The 16,227-nt window shown below is 46.5% G+C and carries 16 protein-coding genes and 1 pseudogene; 11 read left to right on the top strand and 6 right to left on the bottom strand.

Annotated features, from left to right (window positions below):
* Both RIG27_RS00180 and RIG27_RS00175 read right to left on the bottom strand, forming a co-directional pair.
* Nucleotides 1-278 (bottom strand): annotated as a pseudogene (locus RIG27_RS00180) (photosystem II D2 protein (photosystem q(a) protein)); the annotation flags it as partial.
* Nucleotides 279-496: 218 nt separating this feature from the next.
* Entirely contained in the window at nucleotides 497-646 is a 150-nt protein-coding gene (locus tag RIG27_RS00175) for a hypothetical protein (protein ID WP_446341316.1), read from the bottom strand.
* 41 nt (nucleotides 647-687) lie between these two features.
* Between RIG27_RS00175 and RIG27_RS00170 the strand changes: the two genes are divergently transcribed.
* The 4 genes from RIG27_RS00170 (at nucleotide 688) to RIG27_RS00155 (ending at nucleotide 3,759) form a co-directional block, all read left to right on the top strand.
* Nucleotides 688-963, top strand: coding sequence for a hypothetical protein (locus RIG27_RS00170; protein ID WP_446341314.1), 276 nt, complete (start codon nucleotides 688-690; stop codon nucleotides 961-963).
* Nucleotides 964-982: 19 nt separating this feature from the next.
* Nucleotides 983-1,660, top strand: coding sequence for an energy-coupling factor ABC transporter ATP-binding protein (locus RIG27_RS00165; protein ID WP_446341312.1), 678 nt, complete (start codon nucleotides 983-985; stop codon nucleotides 1,658-1,660).
* A gap of 59 nt (nucleotides 1,661-1,719) precedes the next feature.
* On the top strand, nucleotides 1,720-2,268 hold the full coding sequence (locus tag RIG27_RS00160; RefSeq protein WP_446341310.1) for an NYN domain-containing protein: 549 nt from the start codon (nucleotides 1,720-1,722) through the stop codon (nucleotides 2,266-2,268).
* A 117-nt stretch (nucleotides 2,269-2,385) separates the two neighbouring features.
* Complete coding sequence (locus RIG27_RS00155; protein WP_446341308.1) at nucleotides 2,386-3,759, top strand: EAL domain-containing protein; 1,374 nt, start codon at nucleotides 2,386-2,388, stop codon at nucleotides 3,757-3,759.
* 208 nt (nucleotides 3,760-3,967) lie between these two features.
* Here RIG27_RS00155 and RIG27_RS00150 read toward each other — a convergent pair whose 3' ends face one another.
* Nucleotides 3,968-4,543 carry an exonuclease domain-containing protein gene (locus RIG27_RS00150; RefSeq protein ID WP_446341306.1) on the bottom strand — a complete coding sequence of 192 codons (576 nt, stop codon included), beginning with the start codon at nucleotides 4,541-4,543 and terminating at the stop codon, nucleotides 3,968-3,970.
* A gap of 200 nt (nucleotides 4,544-4,743) precedes the next feature.
* On the opposite strand from RIG27_RS00150, the gene RIG27_RS00145 reads away from it, so the two are divergent.
* A complete protein-coding gene (locus tag RIG27_RS00145; RefSeq protein WP_446341304.1) occupies nucleotides 4,744-6,042 on the top strand; it encodes a M16 family metallopeptidase in 1,299 nt (432 codons plus the stop codon).
* A 133-nt stretch (nucleotides 6,043-6,175) separates the two neighbouring features.
* A complete protein-coding gene (locus RIG27_RS00140) occupies nucleotides 6,176-7,456 on the top strand; it encodes a M16 family metallopeptidase (RefSeq protein ID WP_446341302.1) in 1,281 nt (426 codons plus the stop codon).
* Between the two features lie 51 nt (nucleotides 7,457-7,507).
* Here RIG27_RS00140 and RIG27_RS00135 read toward each other — a convergent pair whose 3' ends face one another.
* A complete protein-coding gene (locus RIG27_RS00135) occupies nucleotides 7,508-8,416 on the bottom strand; it encodes an ATP adenylyltransferase family protein (protein WP_446341300.1) in 909 nt (302 codons plus the stop codon).
* Between the two features lie 154 nt (nucleotides 8,417-8,570).
* Here RIG27_RS00135 and RIG27_RS00130 point away from each other — a divergent pair, with 154 nt between their 5' ends.
* From RIG27_RS00130 to RIG27_RS00115, 4 genes are all read left to right on the top strand, one after another.
* Entirely contained in the window at nucleotides 8,571-9,362 is a 792-nt protein-coding gene (locus RIG27_RS00130; protein WP_446341298.1) for a dienelactone hydrolase family protein, read from the top strand.
* 58 nt (nucleotides 9,363-9,420) lie between these two features.
* Nucleotides 9,421-10,053: an S-layer homology domain-containing protein gene (locus tag RIG27_RS00125; RefSeq protein WP_446341296.1), complete on the top strand. Its 633-nt coding sequence runs from the start codon at nucleotides 9,421-9,423 to the stop codon at nucleotides 10,051-10,053.
* A 233-nt stretch (nucleotides 10,054-10,286) separates the two neighbouring features.
* A complete protein-coding gene (locus tag RIG27_RS00120; protein ID WP_446341294.1) occupies nucleotides 10,287-10,943 on the top strand; it encodes a hypothetical protein in 657 nt (218 codons plus the stop codon).
* Between the two features lie 126 nt (nucleotides 10,944-11,069).
* Complete coding sequence (locus tag RIG27_RS00115; RefSeq protein WP_446341292.1) at nucleotides 11,070-12,734, top strand: CHAT domain-containing protein; 1,665 nt, start codon at nucleotides 11,070-11,072, stop codon at nucleotides 12,732-12,734.
* 514 nt (nucleotides 12,735-13,248) lie between these two features.
* Here RIG27_RS00115 and typA read toward each other — a convergent pair.
* Both typA and RIG27_RS00105 read right to left on the bottom strand, forming a co-directional pair.
* Nucleotides 13,249-15,039 (bottom strand): translational GTPase TypA, encoded by a 1,791-nt coding sequence (gene typA / locus RIG27_RS00110; RefSeq protein ID WP_446341290.1) that lies wholly within the window; start codon nucleotides 15,037-15,039, stop codon nucleotides 13,249-13,251.
* Nucleotides 15,040-15,306: 267 nt separating this feature from the next.
* The gene (locus tag RIG27_RS00105; RefSeq protein ID WP_446341288.1) at nucleotides 15,307-15,744 is read right to left on the bottom strand and encodes a hypothetical protein; all 438 of its coding nucleotides are present in this window, start codon (nucleotides 15,742-15,744) and stop codon (nucleotides 15,307-15,309) included.
* A gap of 120 nt (nucleotides 15,745-15,864) precedes the next feature.
* Between RIG27_RS00105 and RIG27_RS00100 the strand changes: the two genes are divergently transcribed.
* Nucleotides 15,865-16,086, top strand: coding sequence for a helix-turn-helix domain-containing protein (locus RIG27_RS00100; protein WP_446341286.1), 222 nt, complete (start codon nucleotides 15,865-15,867; stop codon nucleotides 16,084-16,086).
* The last annotated feature ends 141 nt before the right edge of the window (nucleotides 16,087-16,227 follow it).

The following is a 16,227-nucleotide window of genomic DNA, read 5'->3' as shown; positions in this document are numbered from 1 at the left end:
CACAGTAGCAGTAGGGAATGACCGAAGGTATTGGCGGGGGTGGAAACCGCCACAGTCAGGAAGTTACAGCCTTCCAAGTAGGAAGAGGCTAAACCGTGGGTATACCACGAGGTAACAAAGGTTGTACCGGTTAGCCAAGCTCCAACCGCCAAGTAGGCGCAGGGGAGCAGGAGTATACCTGACCAACCGATGAATACAAAGCGATCGCGCTTTAGCCAGTCATCGAGTGCGTCAAACCATCCTCTTTGGCTGGGAGCGCGTCCGACAGCTATTGTCATAACGTGTAGATCTCCAAGAATTTATGAGTACGAAAGAAAAGCCCTCTTACTCGGTCAACCGACTCAGGCTGTGCCTAAGCAGATAATTGACCCGATTGTGAGTAAAGTTTACTTTTCTTTACGGTCTTGAACTTATCTTAAAAGAAATTTTCAAATTTTGCCACTGTTATTCGTCTATTCGTCATTTGTCCTTCGTCCTTCGTCCTTCGTCATTTGTCCTACTCACGCAAGCGAGAAGCAAGCTTCATCCTTTGTCCTTCGTTTACTCCACCTTCCCCAGCTCCCCCAGCTCCCCCAGCTCCCTCTGCTCCCTCTGCTCCCTCTGCTCCTCCGCCCCTTCGCACCCCAGCTCTCTCATCTGTAGCCAACTCCCGTCTAAGATAGGTAGAGTATCGCGCTTGAGAGTAGCATGTTCACGATTGACTTGACTTTGAAAAACACGCCCTTCCCCTTATCCGTGCAACGGAAGTCAGCAGAAGCGGCCCAAGAAACTTACCAGGAAATTATGCAAGCCATGAGTTCGGGTAAACCCGAGTTCATGGAACTGACCTGTGAACACCAGTCCGATAAGAAAATTGGTGTTCTCACCCAAGAGATTAGTGCGGTGATGATTTCCCAGAAATCTGGTGCTGTGGGGACAGGGCGTACACCCGGTTTCTTTGCCTTAGCTGAAGAACAACAGTAGTTAACACATCACCAACGTCATGGTTCAAACCGCAATTACGGTACAGGATCTATGCTTCAGTTGGTCTAGTGGAGCATCAGTTTTAGACGCTTGCTCTCTAGACGTTCCCAAGGGTGAGTTTTGGATGCTCTTGGGGACGAATGGCAGTGGTAAATCAACATTGTTGCGGTTGCTGGCTGGATTATTGTCACCTGATTCGGGTGAGATACAGATTTCGGGACTCATGGGATTTGTCTTCCAAAATCCTGACCATCAGCTGGTTATGCCGACAGTCGGTGCAGATGTGGCGTTTGGATTGGTCGAGGAGAAACTTTCGATTGCACAAGTTCGCGCCCGTGTCACCGAAGCCTTAGCCGCCGTTAATCTGCTGGATTTACAACGACGCCCGATTTATGCCCTCAGTGGGGGACAAAAGCAGCGTATTGCTATTGCGGGTGCGATCGCGCGTCAGTCTGAGATACTTCTATTGGATGAGCCAACAGCCTTGCTTGATCCCGATACTCAGTTAGATCTGGTGGCTCAAGTCCAGCGCTTGGTCAAAAGTCGTGGGTTAACTGCCCTTTGGGTAACCCACCGCCTGGAAGAGTTGAACTACTGCGACGGAGCATTTTTGCTGGAAAATGGTCGGGTGGTAGCACAGGGAGAACCGGAGCTACTCAAGCAACGGCTTCTAGGTGAGACAAAAATGTCATCATAAATTAATATAAAGAGGAGATTGAGAAAAATTAACAAAAAATATTAAATTAGCCTTGAAAAATGCCCTCTCCCCCACCCCAGGTTGTTTTACTGGTTGATGGTTATAACATCATCGGCACCGAGTCGAGTTTGACTAAGACACGCGATCGCCATGGACTATTGGCGGCGCGGCAAGAATTAGTTGAGGTTTTAATTAACTATAGCGCCTTTCGCGGCTATAAAACTAAAGTTGTCTTTGATGCTCACTACCAAAAGACTGGGACTCGCCAGGAAGATTTAACCACCTATGTATCCGTCTGCTATACGGACTTTGGGCAGACCGCCGATAGCTACATTGAAAAATTTTGTGCGGCATTTCGGAATAAACCTCAGCCATTCAGACGGCGATTAATTGTGGCGACTTCAGATCGGGCGCAACAGCTAACCGTTACAGGGTACGGGGCAGAATGGATGTCCTCGCAACAGTTAATTAGTGACGTCCATTCTACAAGTCGTCGAGTCCGCCGCCGACAACGACCGTCAAAACAATCTCGCGGTCGTTTTTTAGTGCATTCCCTTGACAAATCAGCACAACAACGGTTATCTCAATGGCGTCAGGGTATTCGCTGATACAGGGAAACGTCGCTCCCTATTGAATTATTAACAAATCAATGTAGCTATTCAGAGGCTGTCTCGAAAAAGGTTGTTTGGGACGCCGATAGAACTCATTGGCACAAACAATTAGGCATGAACATTACTCAAGATAATGGAATAGAACCCAAGTCGCAAAAAAGACACCAGCTCATCCCGGCTATTCTCAATTCTCTAGACGAGGTCGTTTGGTCAGCGTCAGCCCAAACTTATAAGCTACTGTATATTAATCAAGCTGCCGAGACCATTTTGGGCAGAACCCTGGCTGAACTGTATGATCAACCAACTCTATGGCAGTTGATGATTCATCCCGATGATCGCCAGCGAGTTCAGCAGCAGTTTCAGAGTTTAGTAGAAAGCGGTAATCAAGCCGTAGAATACAGAATTGTCCGACCTGATGGGGAGGTACGTTGGATACACAATCGCGTCTGTGCGATCGCGGATGAGACAGGTACTGTGATTCGGATTGATGGGATTGCCAGGGATATCACCCAACGCAAACAAGCCGAAGTCCAACTCTGTCCCGAAAATGACCTACTCCAGGGCATCATGCAAACCAGTATAGCGGCGATTACCGTCGTTGATACTCAAGGTAACATTATCTTTGCCAACGCGCGATCGCCGCAAGTCCTCGGTTTGACTCAATCCGAATTAGTCGAACGTCGATACAACTCTCCCACTTGGCAGATTACTGATTTTCAAGGTGGACCCTTTCCAGAGGAACAACTACCATTCCAACAGGTGATGGTAACAGGTCAACCCGTTTTCGATGTCCAGCATGGGATTGAATGGGCTGATGGTACACTTAAATACCTTTCAGTTAATGGGGCTCCCTTAAAAGATGCCGACTTTATCCACGTCACCGAAGACACCGGACTGATTATTCCTCTGGGAGAGTGGGTACTCTATGAAGCTTGTCGTCAACTGCGGATGTGGCAAACCCAATTCCCTACACCAGAATCTTTAAAAATTAGTGTAAATTTATCAGGCAAACAGATTAAAGAGCCGGAGCTAATTGAGCAAATTGATCAGATATTAGCCAAGACAGGGTTAGATGGCAGATTCTTAAAGTTAGAAATTACTGAAAGTGTCTTAATGGAAAATGCCGAAACCGTGACGAAGATGCTACTGCAATTGAGAACCAGAAATATCCAGTTGTCTGTGGATGACTTTGGTACAGGGTATTCATCCTTAAGTTACTTACATCGCTTTCCCGTGAACACTCTCAAAATTGATCGTTCTTTTGTTAGCAAGATGAATCCGAAAAATCGCAATACTGAAATTATTAGAACTATTATCACTCTAGCTCATAGTTTAAAAATGGATGTCATTGCTGAAGGTGTAGAAACTCTCGAACAATTGACTGAATTGAAACTACTAAACTGCGAACAAGGACAAGGGTATTTATTTTCTAAACCGTTAACCAAGTGCGCCGCCGGACTTTTATTAGGCGGAATTCCTCAGTGGTAAACTGTGGAATATATTTTACAATTGAAAACATTGACAGACACCTGCTTTTGTCTTCGTGTAGGGGCGACCCGCTTGCACAAATCAACAACTGCATCCACTCAATTTGATCGGGTCGCCCTTTACTCAATCTCTGGTGCCAGCAAGGACGCATCATTTTGTTCCAGACGTTGCATGCAACGTCTCTACTTGTTCAGCCAGCCCTATTCTCTTAATCTAAATAGCGGTTGAATCGCCGATCCTGACTCCACAGTAATTGAGACAAGATTCGCCCAATATTCGCCGCATCGTCAACGCCGCGATGGTGTGTACCTTGCAACGACAGCTTCAGCAAAAACAAGGCTTTTAACATACCAACTTCCTTCGGTAACGAATGAGCCAGCGCAAACCATGTCTTCACATTGATATGTCGTGAATCAAAGGGATACTCAACACCAAAGAATTGACATTGTTTCTGAAATTGATTTTTATCATACTCCCCATAACTCGCCCAAACTCGTTGATGAGATAAATACCGTTTTTGGAGACGTTCACAGGCTTGAGCAAAGGACATGCCTTGATCCACTTGTTCCTGGGTTAATGTGGTTAACTCAGTACAGAATTCACTCACCGTTGAGCGTTCGGGTTTAACCAAGATACTCTCTGTTTTAACAGCAGAATGAGAAACACAATCCAGCAGACAAACGCCAATTTCGATAATTTCGCTTTCTTGTCCCGGTGGCGGTTTTCCTTGCCAGCACGTCGCTTCGACATCAATAACCAGAATTTGGTCGATTTTTCGAGACATTATGCGCCTACTCCTCTGATTCCTTAAGCAGGGCGGGTTTAGTGAAGTTAGCGGTTTTATCCCAAGCGTTATCAGTCAAACCCGCCCCTACAACTTTGCTGAATCTGCTCTATTATGTATGTTTTAAGCTAAGTCCGTCATGAACGCCCTCAAGCGCTAAGATGGGACTAATTTAACGTAAATTTGAGATTTTAGAGAAATTGCTATCTGAGCCACTGATTTCTACCAAATTTCCGGGTGATATATTCAAACTCGCCAATGGGTTAACCGTCATTCACCAGCATTTACCCGCAACACCTGTCGTTGTGGTTGATGTCTGGGTGAGGGCTGGGGCAATTGTCGAGCCCGATGAATGGTGCGGGATGGCTCATTTTTTGGAACACATGATTTTTAAAGGGACACAGCGACTGGTTCCCGGTGCATTTGATCAGGTGATTGAACGTCATGGGGGGCTGACAAATGCGGCGACTAGCCACGATTATGCCCATTTCTTCATTACCACCGCCGCCCAATACCTCGACGAAACCTTACCCCCATTAGCGGACTTACTTTTATCGCCAGCGATTCCTGACATCGAATTTGATCGCGAACGAGATGTTGTTCTAGAAGAAATTCGCTCCTGTTACGACAATCCTGACTGGTTAGGTTTTCAGGCACTCTCAGAAATAATATACCAGTATCACCCCTATAGACGCTCGGTTTTGGGCAGTGAAGAACAATTGAGGGCGCACACGTCTGAGCAGATGCGCCGTTTCCACGGGAGTCACTACCAACCGGAGAATATGACAGTGGTGATTATTGGCGGGGTAGAACAAGAATCCGCGCTAAATTTAGTTAATCAGTCTTTTGCCGCTTTTCCGACTCCTAGCGATTGTCCCCGATTAGTAGCTGAAGCCGAACCCCCGACGACTGAGATTCGGCGTCAGGAACTGTATTTACCGCGAATCGAACAAGCCCGTCTATTTATGGCTTGGGTTGGACCCGGTGTGGATCAGTTAAAAGATGCTTATGGTTTAGATTTACTTTCGGTATTATTAGCCGATGGACGCTCGTCCCGGTTAGTGAGACAATTACGTGAGCAAGAGCGGCTGGTTCAAGATATTGGCAGTGGTTTTTCACTCCAGCGGGATTCTAGCTTGTTTACGATCAATGCCTATCTTGAGCCTGAGAATTTAGAGCAAGTCGAAGCGTTGATTTGTCAGCATTTACTAGGACTACAGCAGAAACCTATATCCTCTGAAGAAATGCGTCGCTGTCAGCGATTATTGTGTAATGACTATGTTTTCTCTACCGAAGCTGCTGGTCAAATCGCTGGATTGTATGGATATTACAACACGATCGCATCCGCAGAATTAGCCGTCACCTATCCCGCTCAAATTCAACGACTGACCCCAGTAGACTTGATGCACTTAGCGCAGCGTTATCTTTCTCCTTATCACTATGCTGTAACTGTTCTCAAACCCGTGAGTGAAGATTTGCTGATGGGAGAATTATTTTGAATGTAGAGACGCGCCATGGCGCGTCTCTACATGGTGCGTCTGTAGGGGCGGGTTTGACGACTATCGTTTCTTATCCTTACCCAGATGCAACTAAACCCGCCCCGACCAAATTTTCAACTTTGAATTATAGATTATGCCTTCTAGTCTAACTGCCTCACCCCAACAGTCCATTATCCATCGCACGGTTTTAGATAATGGCATTGTCGTTATCGCTATCGAGAATTCAGCCGCTGATATTATTGCCTCTCGTCTATTTTTTCGCACGGGTAGCCAAAGAGAACCACGAAATAAGGCGGGATTAACCCATCTCCTAGCGGCTGTTTTGACCAAAGGTACTGACGAACTTTCCTCGATTGAAATCGCCGAACGAGTCGAATCAGTGGGCGCTCAACTGAATACAGATGCTGCAACGGATTACTTTTTATTATCGCTGAAAACGGTATCCTCCGACTGGCTGGATATGTTAACCCTGGCGGGGCAGATTTTGCGATCGCCTAGTTTCCCGGAAACTGAGGTAGAATTGGAACGCTATCTAACGATTCAGGATATTCGTTCCCAAAAAGAACAACCGTTTAGCATTGCCTTTGAGCAGTTGCGACAGGCATTATATCAGGATCACCCTTATGCTGTCTCTGTATTGGGTACGGAAGCCACGGTTTCTGAATTGTTACCGACAGATTTAAAGGACTATCATCAAACCTATTTTCGCCCGGATAACCTAGTGATTAGTGTCGCCGGTCGAATTTCACCGGAAGTCGCTGTACAGCAGATTGAGCAAGTCTTTGGGGATTGGCAACCGCCCTCAACTCCTTTACCAACACCCACATTACCCTTAATTACCCCTCAGCCTTGCCACGTTGTTACCCCTCAGGAAACCCAACAATCGGTGGTAATGCTGGGGTATTTAGCCTCATCGGTTACTGATCCCGATTATGAGGCGCTAAAACTACTGAATACCTATCTGGGGAATGGGCTTTCGAGTCGCTTATTTGTGGAATTGCGGGAAAAACGAGGGTTAGCTTATGATGTTTCGGCGTTTTACCCCACGCGCCAGTGTGATTCCCTATTTGTGACGTATATGGGAACCGCCCCAGAAAATACAGTAATCGCGATGGAGGGATTGCGGACAGAAGTGGAACGCCTTTGCAGCTTGAGGTTGAGTGCAGAGGAACTGCAAACGGCTAAAAATAAACTTCTGGGTCAATATGCTTTAGGGAAACAAACCAATGCTCAACTTGCCCAGATTTATGGCTGGTATGAGACCCTAGGATTGGGAATTGAGTTTGATCTGAAGTTTCAGCAGCAGATTGCCCAAGTCACGCCAGAGATGGCACAAGCGGCGGCACAGCGTTTCTTTGGGGAACCTTATATTTCTTTAGTCGGTCCGGCGGAAGCGATTAACCAGATCGTTTGAGATCTGACATTGAGATCCCCGACTTCTCCGAGAAGTCGGGGATCTGTACTATTAATTTGATACATGTTTGAGGATAGTCAGAGGACCTGCGTCTTTGAGACTCTGCATTTGCTGGGAATTGCGAACCAGCAGCGCCCCCGCAAAGCCAAGTGAATTTACCGAAATCGACTCAAACTCTTCTTGCGATCGCGGCACAATCAGCATCCATTCTCGTGTGGCTAGCAGGTTGTAGGGGGCGGATTGTTTGATGCCATTTGAGGGCTTACCCACTGCTTGTAGAAGCCTGTAATAAGCGTCCAGAGTGGCTTTAGCGGCAACGTCTGGCGTGTCTATCCAACTGGGATCGAATCGCGTTAGGGCATGAACGAAGGGAAAGCTAGGGATTGTACCAATGGAACCCTGAAAATTAGCCGATGCGATCGCGGGTTCGATGGGTAACTTGGGTTTCTCTGGGGTGAGGGGTAAAGGAACAAGTTGTAAATGTTTGTGTCGCTGACTCGCCCCTGCTATTTTGCCACCATTATAGAAGGCTAAGCCATCAATTTCCGCTAAACTTGTCCACATTGCCTGAAAATCAGATAAGGTGAGCCAATTATCCTGGTCTTCATACTCGCGGGTGACGATGAGGAGGTGATAATCAACTACGTTGAATTTATTTAACAGACACAGGTGAGTGTCGGAAATATCCGCAACGAATAAATCGTCTTCGTAGGGGAGAAAGGGGTTAAAGTCAGCTTTTTTCTTCTGTTGCTGCTTTTTTGCCTTAGCTTTGCGATCGAGGTTAGAGACTATCCGCACCAGAAAGCGAATCCCCTCCTGTTCGACGAACTCAGACTCGGTTTTGATGGGTTGCAGTGCGCCGCATTGGAGGGCGTGTTCGGTTGTCTTTTGAACCTTTGACCATAATGTACCAGGTTTTAGGGTTCGTGTGTTCTGTTCCGTGGGTTTTTCTTCGGGCATAGTCAATTGTCGTATCCGCAGCGTGCGAATCCAATCTAGACGATCTAATGAATTTTGCCCAGAACTAAGAACAGTACTGCTTTGAACGGCTAACTGCTATTTCCGAATCCTATCCAGATAAGATATCCTAACCAAATAAGTCACTCTAACTGCTATGAAACCTCTACTAGCCTCGCTGCTCATCACTCCACTATTTACTCTCCTGAGTTCAGCCATTACTCTAGCTGAAGTTCGTACCCAAGTGATTGAATACCAACAGGGTGATGCTGTACTCCAAGGCTTTCTGGCTTACGATGACGAGATTCAGGGAAAGCGCCCCGGTGTGATGGTGGTTCATGCTTGGAAAGGATTGGGAGATTACGAGAAACAACGGGCAAAACAGCTTGCTGAATTGGGTTATGTAGCATTTGCGGCTGATATTTATGGTAAGGGAATTCGACCCACAACGAATGAAGAAGCTAGAGAACAAGCGACGATTTATCGATCCAATCGCCGATTAATGCGCGATCGCGCCCAGGCTGGATTACAAGTGTTGCAACAATATCCGCTGACGGATGGGAATCAAGTTGCCGCGATCGGTTATTGTTTTGGAGGGGGTACAGTATTAGAATTAGCCCGCAGTGGTGCGCCAGTGGCTGGGGTTGTTAGCTTCCATGGCAATTTAGATACACCGAATCCCGCAGATGCTCAAGGGATTAAAGGTAGAGTTCTGGTGTTGCATGGTGCAGCCGATCCTTTAGTTCCTGATGAGCAAGTTGATGCTTTTAAACGAGAAATGAATTATGCCAATGTAGACTGGCAAATGGTTATGTATGGTAATGCTGTTCACAGCTTTAGTGATCCGAATGCGGGGAATGATCCTTCAACGGGAGTGGCTTACAATGAGAAGGCTGATCAGCGATCTTGGGCGGCAATGAATCGGTTTTTTGCTGAATTATTTCGTTAGATTTGTTATTCGTCATGCATTTAACTGGGGAATAATACTGAATTAAAGCTGGTGGGCAATGCCCACCCTACTAGCTACGGTACATACGCGATCGCGCCCGCTTAAAATTAATCTGGTAGAAACTTGCTCGTTGCTGGTAACGTCGATGTTTCTGGAAAACGATCGCGAGGGGGATTTTCAGGCACAACGAATCCTCAATCGAGCTGAATTGGCATCGATTTTAGTCAAAACCTTTGACTTAGAAAAACGAGTCGCCCAACCTGACGAACCTATTGCTGTTCTCGATGTGCCTACCTCTCATTGGGCATATCGCGATATCCAATTAGTCTGGCAAAATAATGTTATGACGGGTTATCGTCAGGGACGATTTTTTCCCAATCAACGGGTTACTCGTGCCGAAGCTTTCTCTATCTTAGCTCAAGCCTATGGCGTGTTTCAGTTTCCAGAGGATACGGTGGCTGAACTGCTTTCACGCTATCCCGATGCTGAGAAAATACCAACTTGGGCAAGAAAGTCAATGGCAACGGCTTTGTATGAGGGCTTTGTTAATATCGATCCCCTGACTAATTCTATTGATCCTCTCGCCCCGATGACTCGTGGAGATATGGCTTATGCGTTGAGTAAATATCTGGAACGACAAGAAACCACTGCTCCCATTCCTTGGACGATTGAGGAACCTGCGCCTATGTAACAAAACGTCGCGGAAACACCTTTTGACCCAATGATTTGAGTATAGGGCGATCCGAGCCTATTGAACAGAGTCCAGTTGTTCATTTTGGTAAGCGGGTCGCCCCTCCATTCCTTTATGATGGGAAAGATCCGGTTTGGTTGCAGGAATACCCTGAACCCTGAACCCTGAACCCTGTACAATCTCTGTGATCACTCTGCTATTTTTGAACCTAATTTAGGAGAAAGAGTTATCCCATGGATTCTCAACCCTCTAATGATAATATACACACTCATTTAGTTTCAGCCGTGGTTGAGGCTACACTCAACCAAGATCAACCCCGTCTTAATAAACTCCTGAAAACAGCGCTCTATGACATTCCTAGCGAACAACCGGAATCATTGCGAGCGGAAGTTGCCAGAAAGTTCTTGATTCAAGTCGCTCAACGGTTAGAGGAATCCCTAGGGGCAAAGCATCATATCCTGGCTTGGTTTATGGTATATGTCGGCTTGGGAAACATACTACCAGAGGCAATTCAAGCGACGCAAATGGTTCTCAATGAGGGATTAAAACCGTTTGCCGATTTCTTTGTAGATCGTCAGGGGATTCATTTCTATAATCATGGCGATAAGGCGGATAATATTAATAAAATTCCGCCTCGCCTCTCTGAGTTTACCCAGATGACTGTGCGGATTTCTCAGGACGAAGTGCAGCAGGTTATGGGAAAATTCAGTTTATCGGAAGAGAAAGCTCGGCAAGTGGTCTTAAATTTGAAGATTTTGGAGCAAAAAATGAATGTACAGTTTCAACAATTATTGATGGTTTTAGATTCTAATCAAGCCTTGCTGAATCAGGTGATGACATTGGATTTAAGTAAACCAGATAATCCCAATAGTTTTGGTATGCAACAATGAGGCAGGAGGCATAATCGTGTAAGCTTTCGGATATCTACTAAATACTGAATCAGGGTTTTAATCATGGAATGGAAGAGACTTGGATGCGCTACCTTCGTAAGTATTTTTGTTGGTGTCTCAGTTCCGTTGCGATTAAATTCAACTGGATTATTCTCCAAAACGCCTCTGTTGGCGTTCTCAATTGATGCTCGTCAAGCAGAGGCGGAGCGATGGTTAAACCAAGGGATTGAGCAGTTGCGTCAGCAGGAATTGGATGCGGCGATACAGTCTAGCCAGCAAGCATTGACCCTCTATCAGAATAGTCGCGATCGCGTGGGTATAGCCCAGTCTTTAAATTATCTGGGATGGGGATTATATCAAAACGGTCAATATCAAGCCGCCGAGCAAAGGTTGCGCCAAGGAATTCAGAGTTTGGCATCGGTATCACTTAATCTCCAAAGCAATGATACCCAATCCCAACAATTAGAAACACAGGTGGCAATTTATCAGCTATTGCAAAAAGTCTTAATTGCTCAGGGTAAAATTAAGGAAGCACTTTTAGTGTCTGAGCAGAGTCGGGTGAGGGGGTTGAGCGAATTAGTCAACACGAGTAATCGTAACGAGTCAACAATTACGACGGCTATGGCACAACCAACCATTGAGCAGATTCAACAGATTGCCCAAGAGCGAAATGCCACTCTGATCGAATACTCGATTATTGATAATCCTTTGGCTGACGCAAATCAACCCGAAGAACTCTTTATTTGGGTGATTGAACCAACCGGAAAAATCACCTTTCGCCAGAGCAATCTTACTCAACTTTGGCAGAAGCAAAAGACGACACTGACAGACTATGTAAGTAATATTCGCCAATCCCTTGCTACTTCCGAGTGGGGTAATGGTTTGTCTCGGCGTAAAATTCCAGCATTTAGGCAACTGTATCAGGTTTTAATCGAACCGATCGCGGATAAATTGCCCACTGATCCTAACGCTCATGTTATCTTCATTCCCCAACAATCTCTGTTGATGATTCCCTTTGCCCCTCTACAAGATGAGTCGGGTAACTATTTGCTGGAAAAACACACAATTTTAACCGCTCCCGCGATAATGGTATTGGATATCACCCGACGAACTCGGGTGAATAGTCCCGACTCTCTGCACCAATGGTTAGTGGTGGGAAATCCTTACCCCATGCCTGGAGACTTCTCGCCCTTACCCGCTGCAGAACAAGAAGCTAAAGCGATTGCATCGTTGGTGAATACCCAAGCGATTACCGGAGGGGTAGCCACTAAAGCCGAGATTGTGCCGCAGATGTCGGCGTCACGAGTGATTCATTTCGCCACTCATGGTATCTTTGATGAACAGCAAGGATGGGAGAGTGCGATCGCGTTAGCACCAACGCAGACGGATAATGGTTGGCTAACAGCAAGAGAAATCCTGGATTTAAACCTGAATGCTGAGTTAGTGGTTCTCAGTGCTTGTAATACGGGGCGAGGGAGCATTAGTGGGGATGGAGTGGCTAGCTTATCTAGTGCTTTAATTGCATCGGGGGCGTCTAGTGTTATTGTCTCCTTGTGGTCAATTCCTGACTCACCCACCGCCTTCTTAATGCAGGAATTTTATGCCAATTTACAGCACAATTCCGACAAAGCCCAAGCCTTACGAAAAGCGATGTTAACCACGATGGAAAAACATCCCGATCTCCGGGATTGGGCAGCATTTACGTTAATTGGTGAAAGTAGGGGCACGGCATTGCCGTGCCCTTACTGCATTGCTCAATTCAGCCTGCGGAGGCAGGCTTTGTTTGTGTAGCAGCGATTTCAATCGCCTCCTATTGCTTCGCTCAGAATGACAAGATAGAACACTCAGAATGACAGGATAGAACACTCAGAATGACAGGATAAGCTGCTCGGCATTTAAACCTTAATATTAGCCGCCATCGTGTGTTAGCGTAGCGTAACGCACCATTTCAACGATAGATGGTGTAGCTGCGTAAATCCTAATACTTACATGGTAGTGCTGTCTATGGCAGAATCTGTCATGGTTCGCGAAAGGAACTCTAGCGCAGCATTTGTCCAGATTCTTCGCTTCGCTCAGAATGACAAGATAGAACACTCAGCATGACATGATAGAACACTCAGCATGACATGATAGAACGCCCAGAATGACAAGATAGAACACTCAGCATGACATGATAGAAGGTAAGTTGGTATCAGGTGGATAGGGTTGAATGGATGGTCGAGGCGAACTACTACAGCGTCTGAAAAGGCTGAATCCGGCTCAAGGCGCACGTCAGTTTAGGGCGCACGTCTGTGCGCCCCTACGGTTAACGCCTGACTAACTTCTTCGTCACCTTCCGCAACCGCACCGACTCGGGCGTGACTTCCACCAATTCTTCGGGTCCGATATATTCCAACGCCCGTTCCAAACTCATCTCGGCTGGCGCTTGCAACTGCACCAATTCATCTCCAGTAGCGGAACGATGGTTGGTTAACTGCTTAGTTTTACAAACATTCAAATCCAAATCTTGAGGACGGTTGTGTTCGCCGACAATCATCCCCTTATACACCCGCGTCCCTGGTGTAATAAAGAATACACCTCGGTCTTCGCCATTTTTCAAGGAATAGAATGTCGCCACCCCTTCCTCAAAGGCAATAATCACCCCATTGCGGCGGGTTTCCACATCACCGGAAATCGAACGATAATCCAAGAAACTGTGATTCATAATCCCATCCCCACGAGTCAGGCGCATGAATTCACCCCGGAAGCCAATTAAACCCCGTGCGGGAATCACAAATTCCAATTGAGTGCGACCATTACCACTAACGTGCATATTCTGCATTTCGCCCTTGCGCTGACCCAAGCGTTCAATACAGCCACCCACGGCTTCTTCGGGAATGTCAAGCGCCAAGACTTCGTAAGGTTCGCAGGGTTGACCCTTCACTTCCCGATAAATCACTTGTGGCTGAGACACCTGAAACTCGTACCCTTCCCGGCGCATGGTTTCAATCAGGATACCTAGGTGTAATTCCCCCCGCCCAGAAACTAAAAATTTATCTGGAGAATCGGTTTCATCCACACGCAGAGCCACATTCGTCTCTAATTCTCGCATCAAGCGATCGCGTAATTGCCGCGAAGTCACGTAATCCCCTTCCTGACCCGCAAACGGCGAATCGTTCACCGAGAATGTCATCTGCAATGTCGGTTCATCTACCTTAATTAACGGTAAGGCTTGGGGTTCATTGGGACAGGTAATCGTCTCACCGATATTGGCATTAGCAAACCCCGCCACCGCGACAATATTTCCGGCGGAGGCTTCCTCTAAATCAACGCGCTGGAGTCCTTGAAACCCCATGAGTTTGCTAATTTTAGTCTTGACAATCTCCCCACTTTCTGTTACGAGAGCCGCTTGCTGACCCGCTTTAATTACGCCGTTATGGATTCTGCCAATCACAATTCGACCCAGATAATCCGAATAATCCAGAGTCGTGACTTGTAATTGCAGAGGTTTACTCACATCACCCACAGGCGGCGGCACATGGCGCAGGATAGCTTCAAACATGGGTTGCATATCCACCCCTTCGCCATCTAAATCCGCTTTAGCGTAGCCTTGTAACCCGGAAGCAAACAGATAAGGAAACTCACACTGATCATCATCCGCCCCCAACTCAATAAACAAATCCAGGACTTTATCCACAGCACCGTAGGGATCAGCTTGAGGACGGTCAATTTTATTCACCACCACAATCGGGCGCAGTCCTTTTTCCAAGGCTTTTTTGAGGACGAACCGGGTTTGGGGCATTGGTCCTTCATTGGCATCCACAATCAGGATACAACCATCCACCATCCCCAATACCCGTTCCACTTCCCCACCAAAATCGGCGTGACCGGGAGTATCGACGATATTGATTAAGATATCTTTATAGTGAACTGCTGTATTTTTAGACAGAATCGTAATTCCCCGCTCTCGCTCCAAATCATTGGAGTCCATAACGCAATCAGGAACCTCTTCCCCTTCACGGAAGATACCGGATTGTTTGAGCAGGGCGTCAACCAAGGTGGTTTTGCCGTGATCGACGTGGGCAATAATGGCAACGTTGCGAATCGGAAGAGTCATAAAGGCGTTAGGGAGTGATTTGAGAGAGGTTGATTTTACTATAAGTTTCTTAATAATTGTAGCTTACACAAAGGGGGAGCGGGGGGCGGATGTGTAGGAGGGTAGGGGCGGGTTTTACGACTATCTTTTCGGTTGCACCCAGATGCGACGAAACCCGCCCCGATTCAGCGCAAGAGATTGTACTGTTAAACTGGGCGCACGTCTTTGCGCCCCTACGGTTTGGCTGATTGAGAATGGTGCAACAGATGAGATCTATCCGGCTTTGTTTCAGAAGTCGAATGATTCTCTCTCCTTTATATAAATGCTTCGCAGCCACTCTAGGGTTGCGCCAGATAGTCCAAATTGAATCCGGTTCACTAATTCTCCCCATTGATACAGTTCTGACAGAGAAAGGGATTGCTGAAACTTCTGCTGGTAAAACGTTGCCCAAAAATCGGGCGCTTTGTATCGATGCTTGCGCCAGCGCCTGCGCCAACAGAGGGTATCTTTCAGAGTGGGCGAGTCTACGCCTAAAATTGGCGGGATATCGGCGTAACTGACAAACGTGCTGATTCCCTTGCCAACAACGTGAATCACGTATCGCCAGCAGTCAATGCGATAAATCTCGTCAGGATGGAGATTGAGTAGAAGTGCAATGGCTTCTGGAGTAACAAATCGCTGTAACGGATGAGTGGCTCTTGATTTTACCTGAAGTGTTGATAACATAGGAGATGCGCCCCAAACCATGGGGTTGTGTTTTGATAGGACATAGCGATCGCTATCTGGCTTCGTAAACTTAGGTGCGATCGCTTTTAATTTGATTAGTTTAGACGAATTTTAAACTTTATGTCAAGAGGCGAACGAGTTCGGTTGCGAATTAGGGAACTAGCGGCTAGGGAGAACTGGACGTTGCTGGATGTCGCTGAACGGTCTGGAGTTCCCTATAGTACCATCAAAACCTACGCGCGATCGCCAGGAATGACGATGGTGGATATTGGGGCGTTGCTGAAGTTAGCACGGACATTTGATGTATTGATAGAGGATTTGTTTGAGATTGTGCAAGAGTAGGTCATTTGTCATTTGTCATTTGTCATTTGTCATTTGTCATTTGTCATTTGTCATTTGTCATTTGTCATTTGTCATTTGTCATTTGTCATTTGTCATTTGTCATTTGTCATTTGTCATTTGTCATTTGTCATTTGTCATTCG

This window comes from Coleofasciculus sp. F4-SAH-05, from assembly GCF_040222985.1.
Taxonomy (GTDB): domain Bacteria; phylum Cyanobacteriota; class Cyanobacteriia; order Cyanobacteriales; family Coleofasciculaceae; genus Coleofasciculus; species Coleofasciculus chthonoplastes.
Note: the sequence above shows the minus strand (reverse complement) of the source record. Positions and strands in the feature narration are given on the sequence as shown.

Bases quoted from the DNA above. Each gene is read 5' to 3' on its own strand.
- RIG27_RS00170 (WP_446341314.1), top strand. From the start codon at position 688: ATGTTCACGATTGACTTGACTTTGAAAAACACGCCCTTCCCCTTATCC.
- RIG27_RS00165 (WP_446341312.1), top strand. From the start codon at position 983: ATGGTTCAAACCGCAATTACGGTACAGGATCTATGCTTCAGTTGGTCT.
- RIG27_RS00160 (WP_446341310.1), top strand. From the start codon at position 1,720: ATGCCCTCTCCCCCACCCCAGGTTGTTTTACTGGTTGATGGTTATAAC.
- RIG27_RS00155 (WP_446341308.1), top strand. From the start codon at position 2,386: ATGAACATTACTCAAGATAATGGAATAGAACCCAAGTCGCAAAAAAGA.
- RIG27_RS00150 (WP_446341306.1), bottom strand. From the start codon at position 4,543: ATGTCTCGAAAAATCGACCAAATTCTGGTTATTGATGTCGAAGCGACG.
- RIG27_RS00140 (WP_446341302.1), top strand. From the start codon at position 6,176: ATGCCTTCTAGTCTAACTGCCTCACCCCAACAGTCCATTATCCATCGC.
- RIG27_RS00135 (WP_446341300.1), bottom strand. From the start codon at position 8,416: ATGCCCGAAGAAAAACCCACGGAACAGAACACACGAACCCTAAAACCT.
- RIG27_RS00130 (WP_446341298.1), top strand. From the start codon at position 8,571: ATGAAACCTCTACTAGCCTCGCTGCTCATCACTCCACTATTTACTCTC.
- RIG27_RS00125 (WP_446341296.1), top strand. From the start codon at position 9,421: ATGCCCACCCTACTAGCTACGGTACATACGCGATCGCGCCCGCTTAAA.
- RIG27_RS00120 (WP_446341294.1), top strand. From the start codon at position 10,287: ATGGATTCTCAACCCTCTAATGATAATATACACACTCATTTAGTTTCA.
- typA (WP_446341290.1), bottom strand. From the start codon at position 15,039: ATGACTCTTCCGATTCGCAACGTTGCCATTATTGCCCACGTCGATCAC.
- RIG27_RS00105 (WP_446341288.1), bottom strand. From the start codon at position 15,744: ATGTTATCAACACTTCAGGTAAAATCAAGAGCCACTCATCCGTTACAG.
- RIG27_RS00100 (WP_446341286.1), top strand. From the start codon at position 15,865: ATGTCAAGAGGCGAACGAGTTCGGTTGCGAATTAGGGAACTAGCGGCT.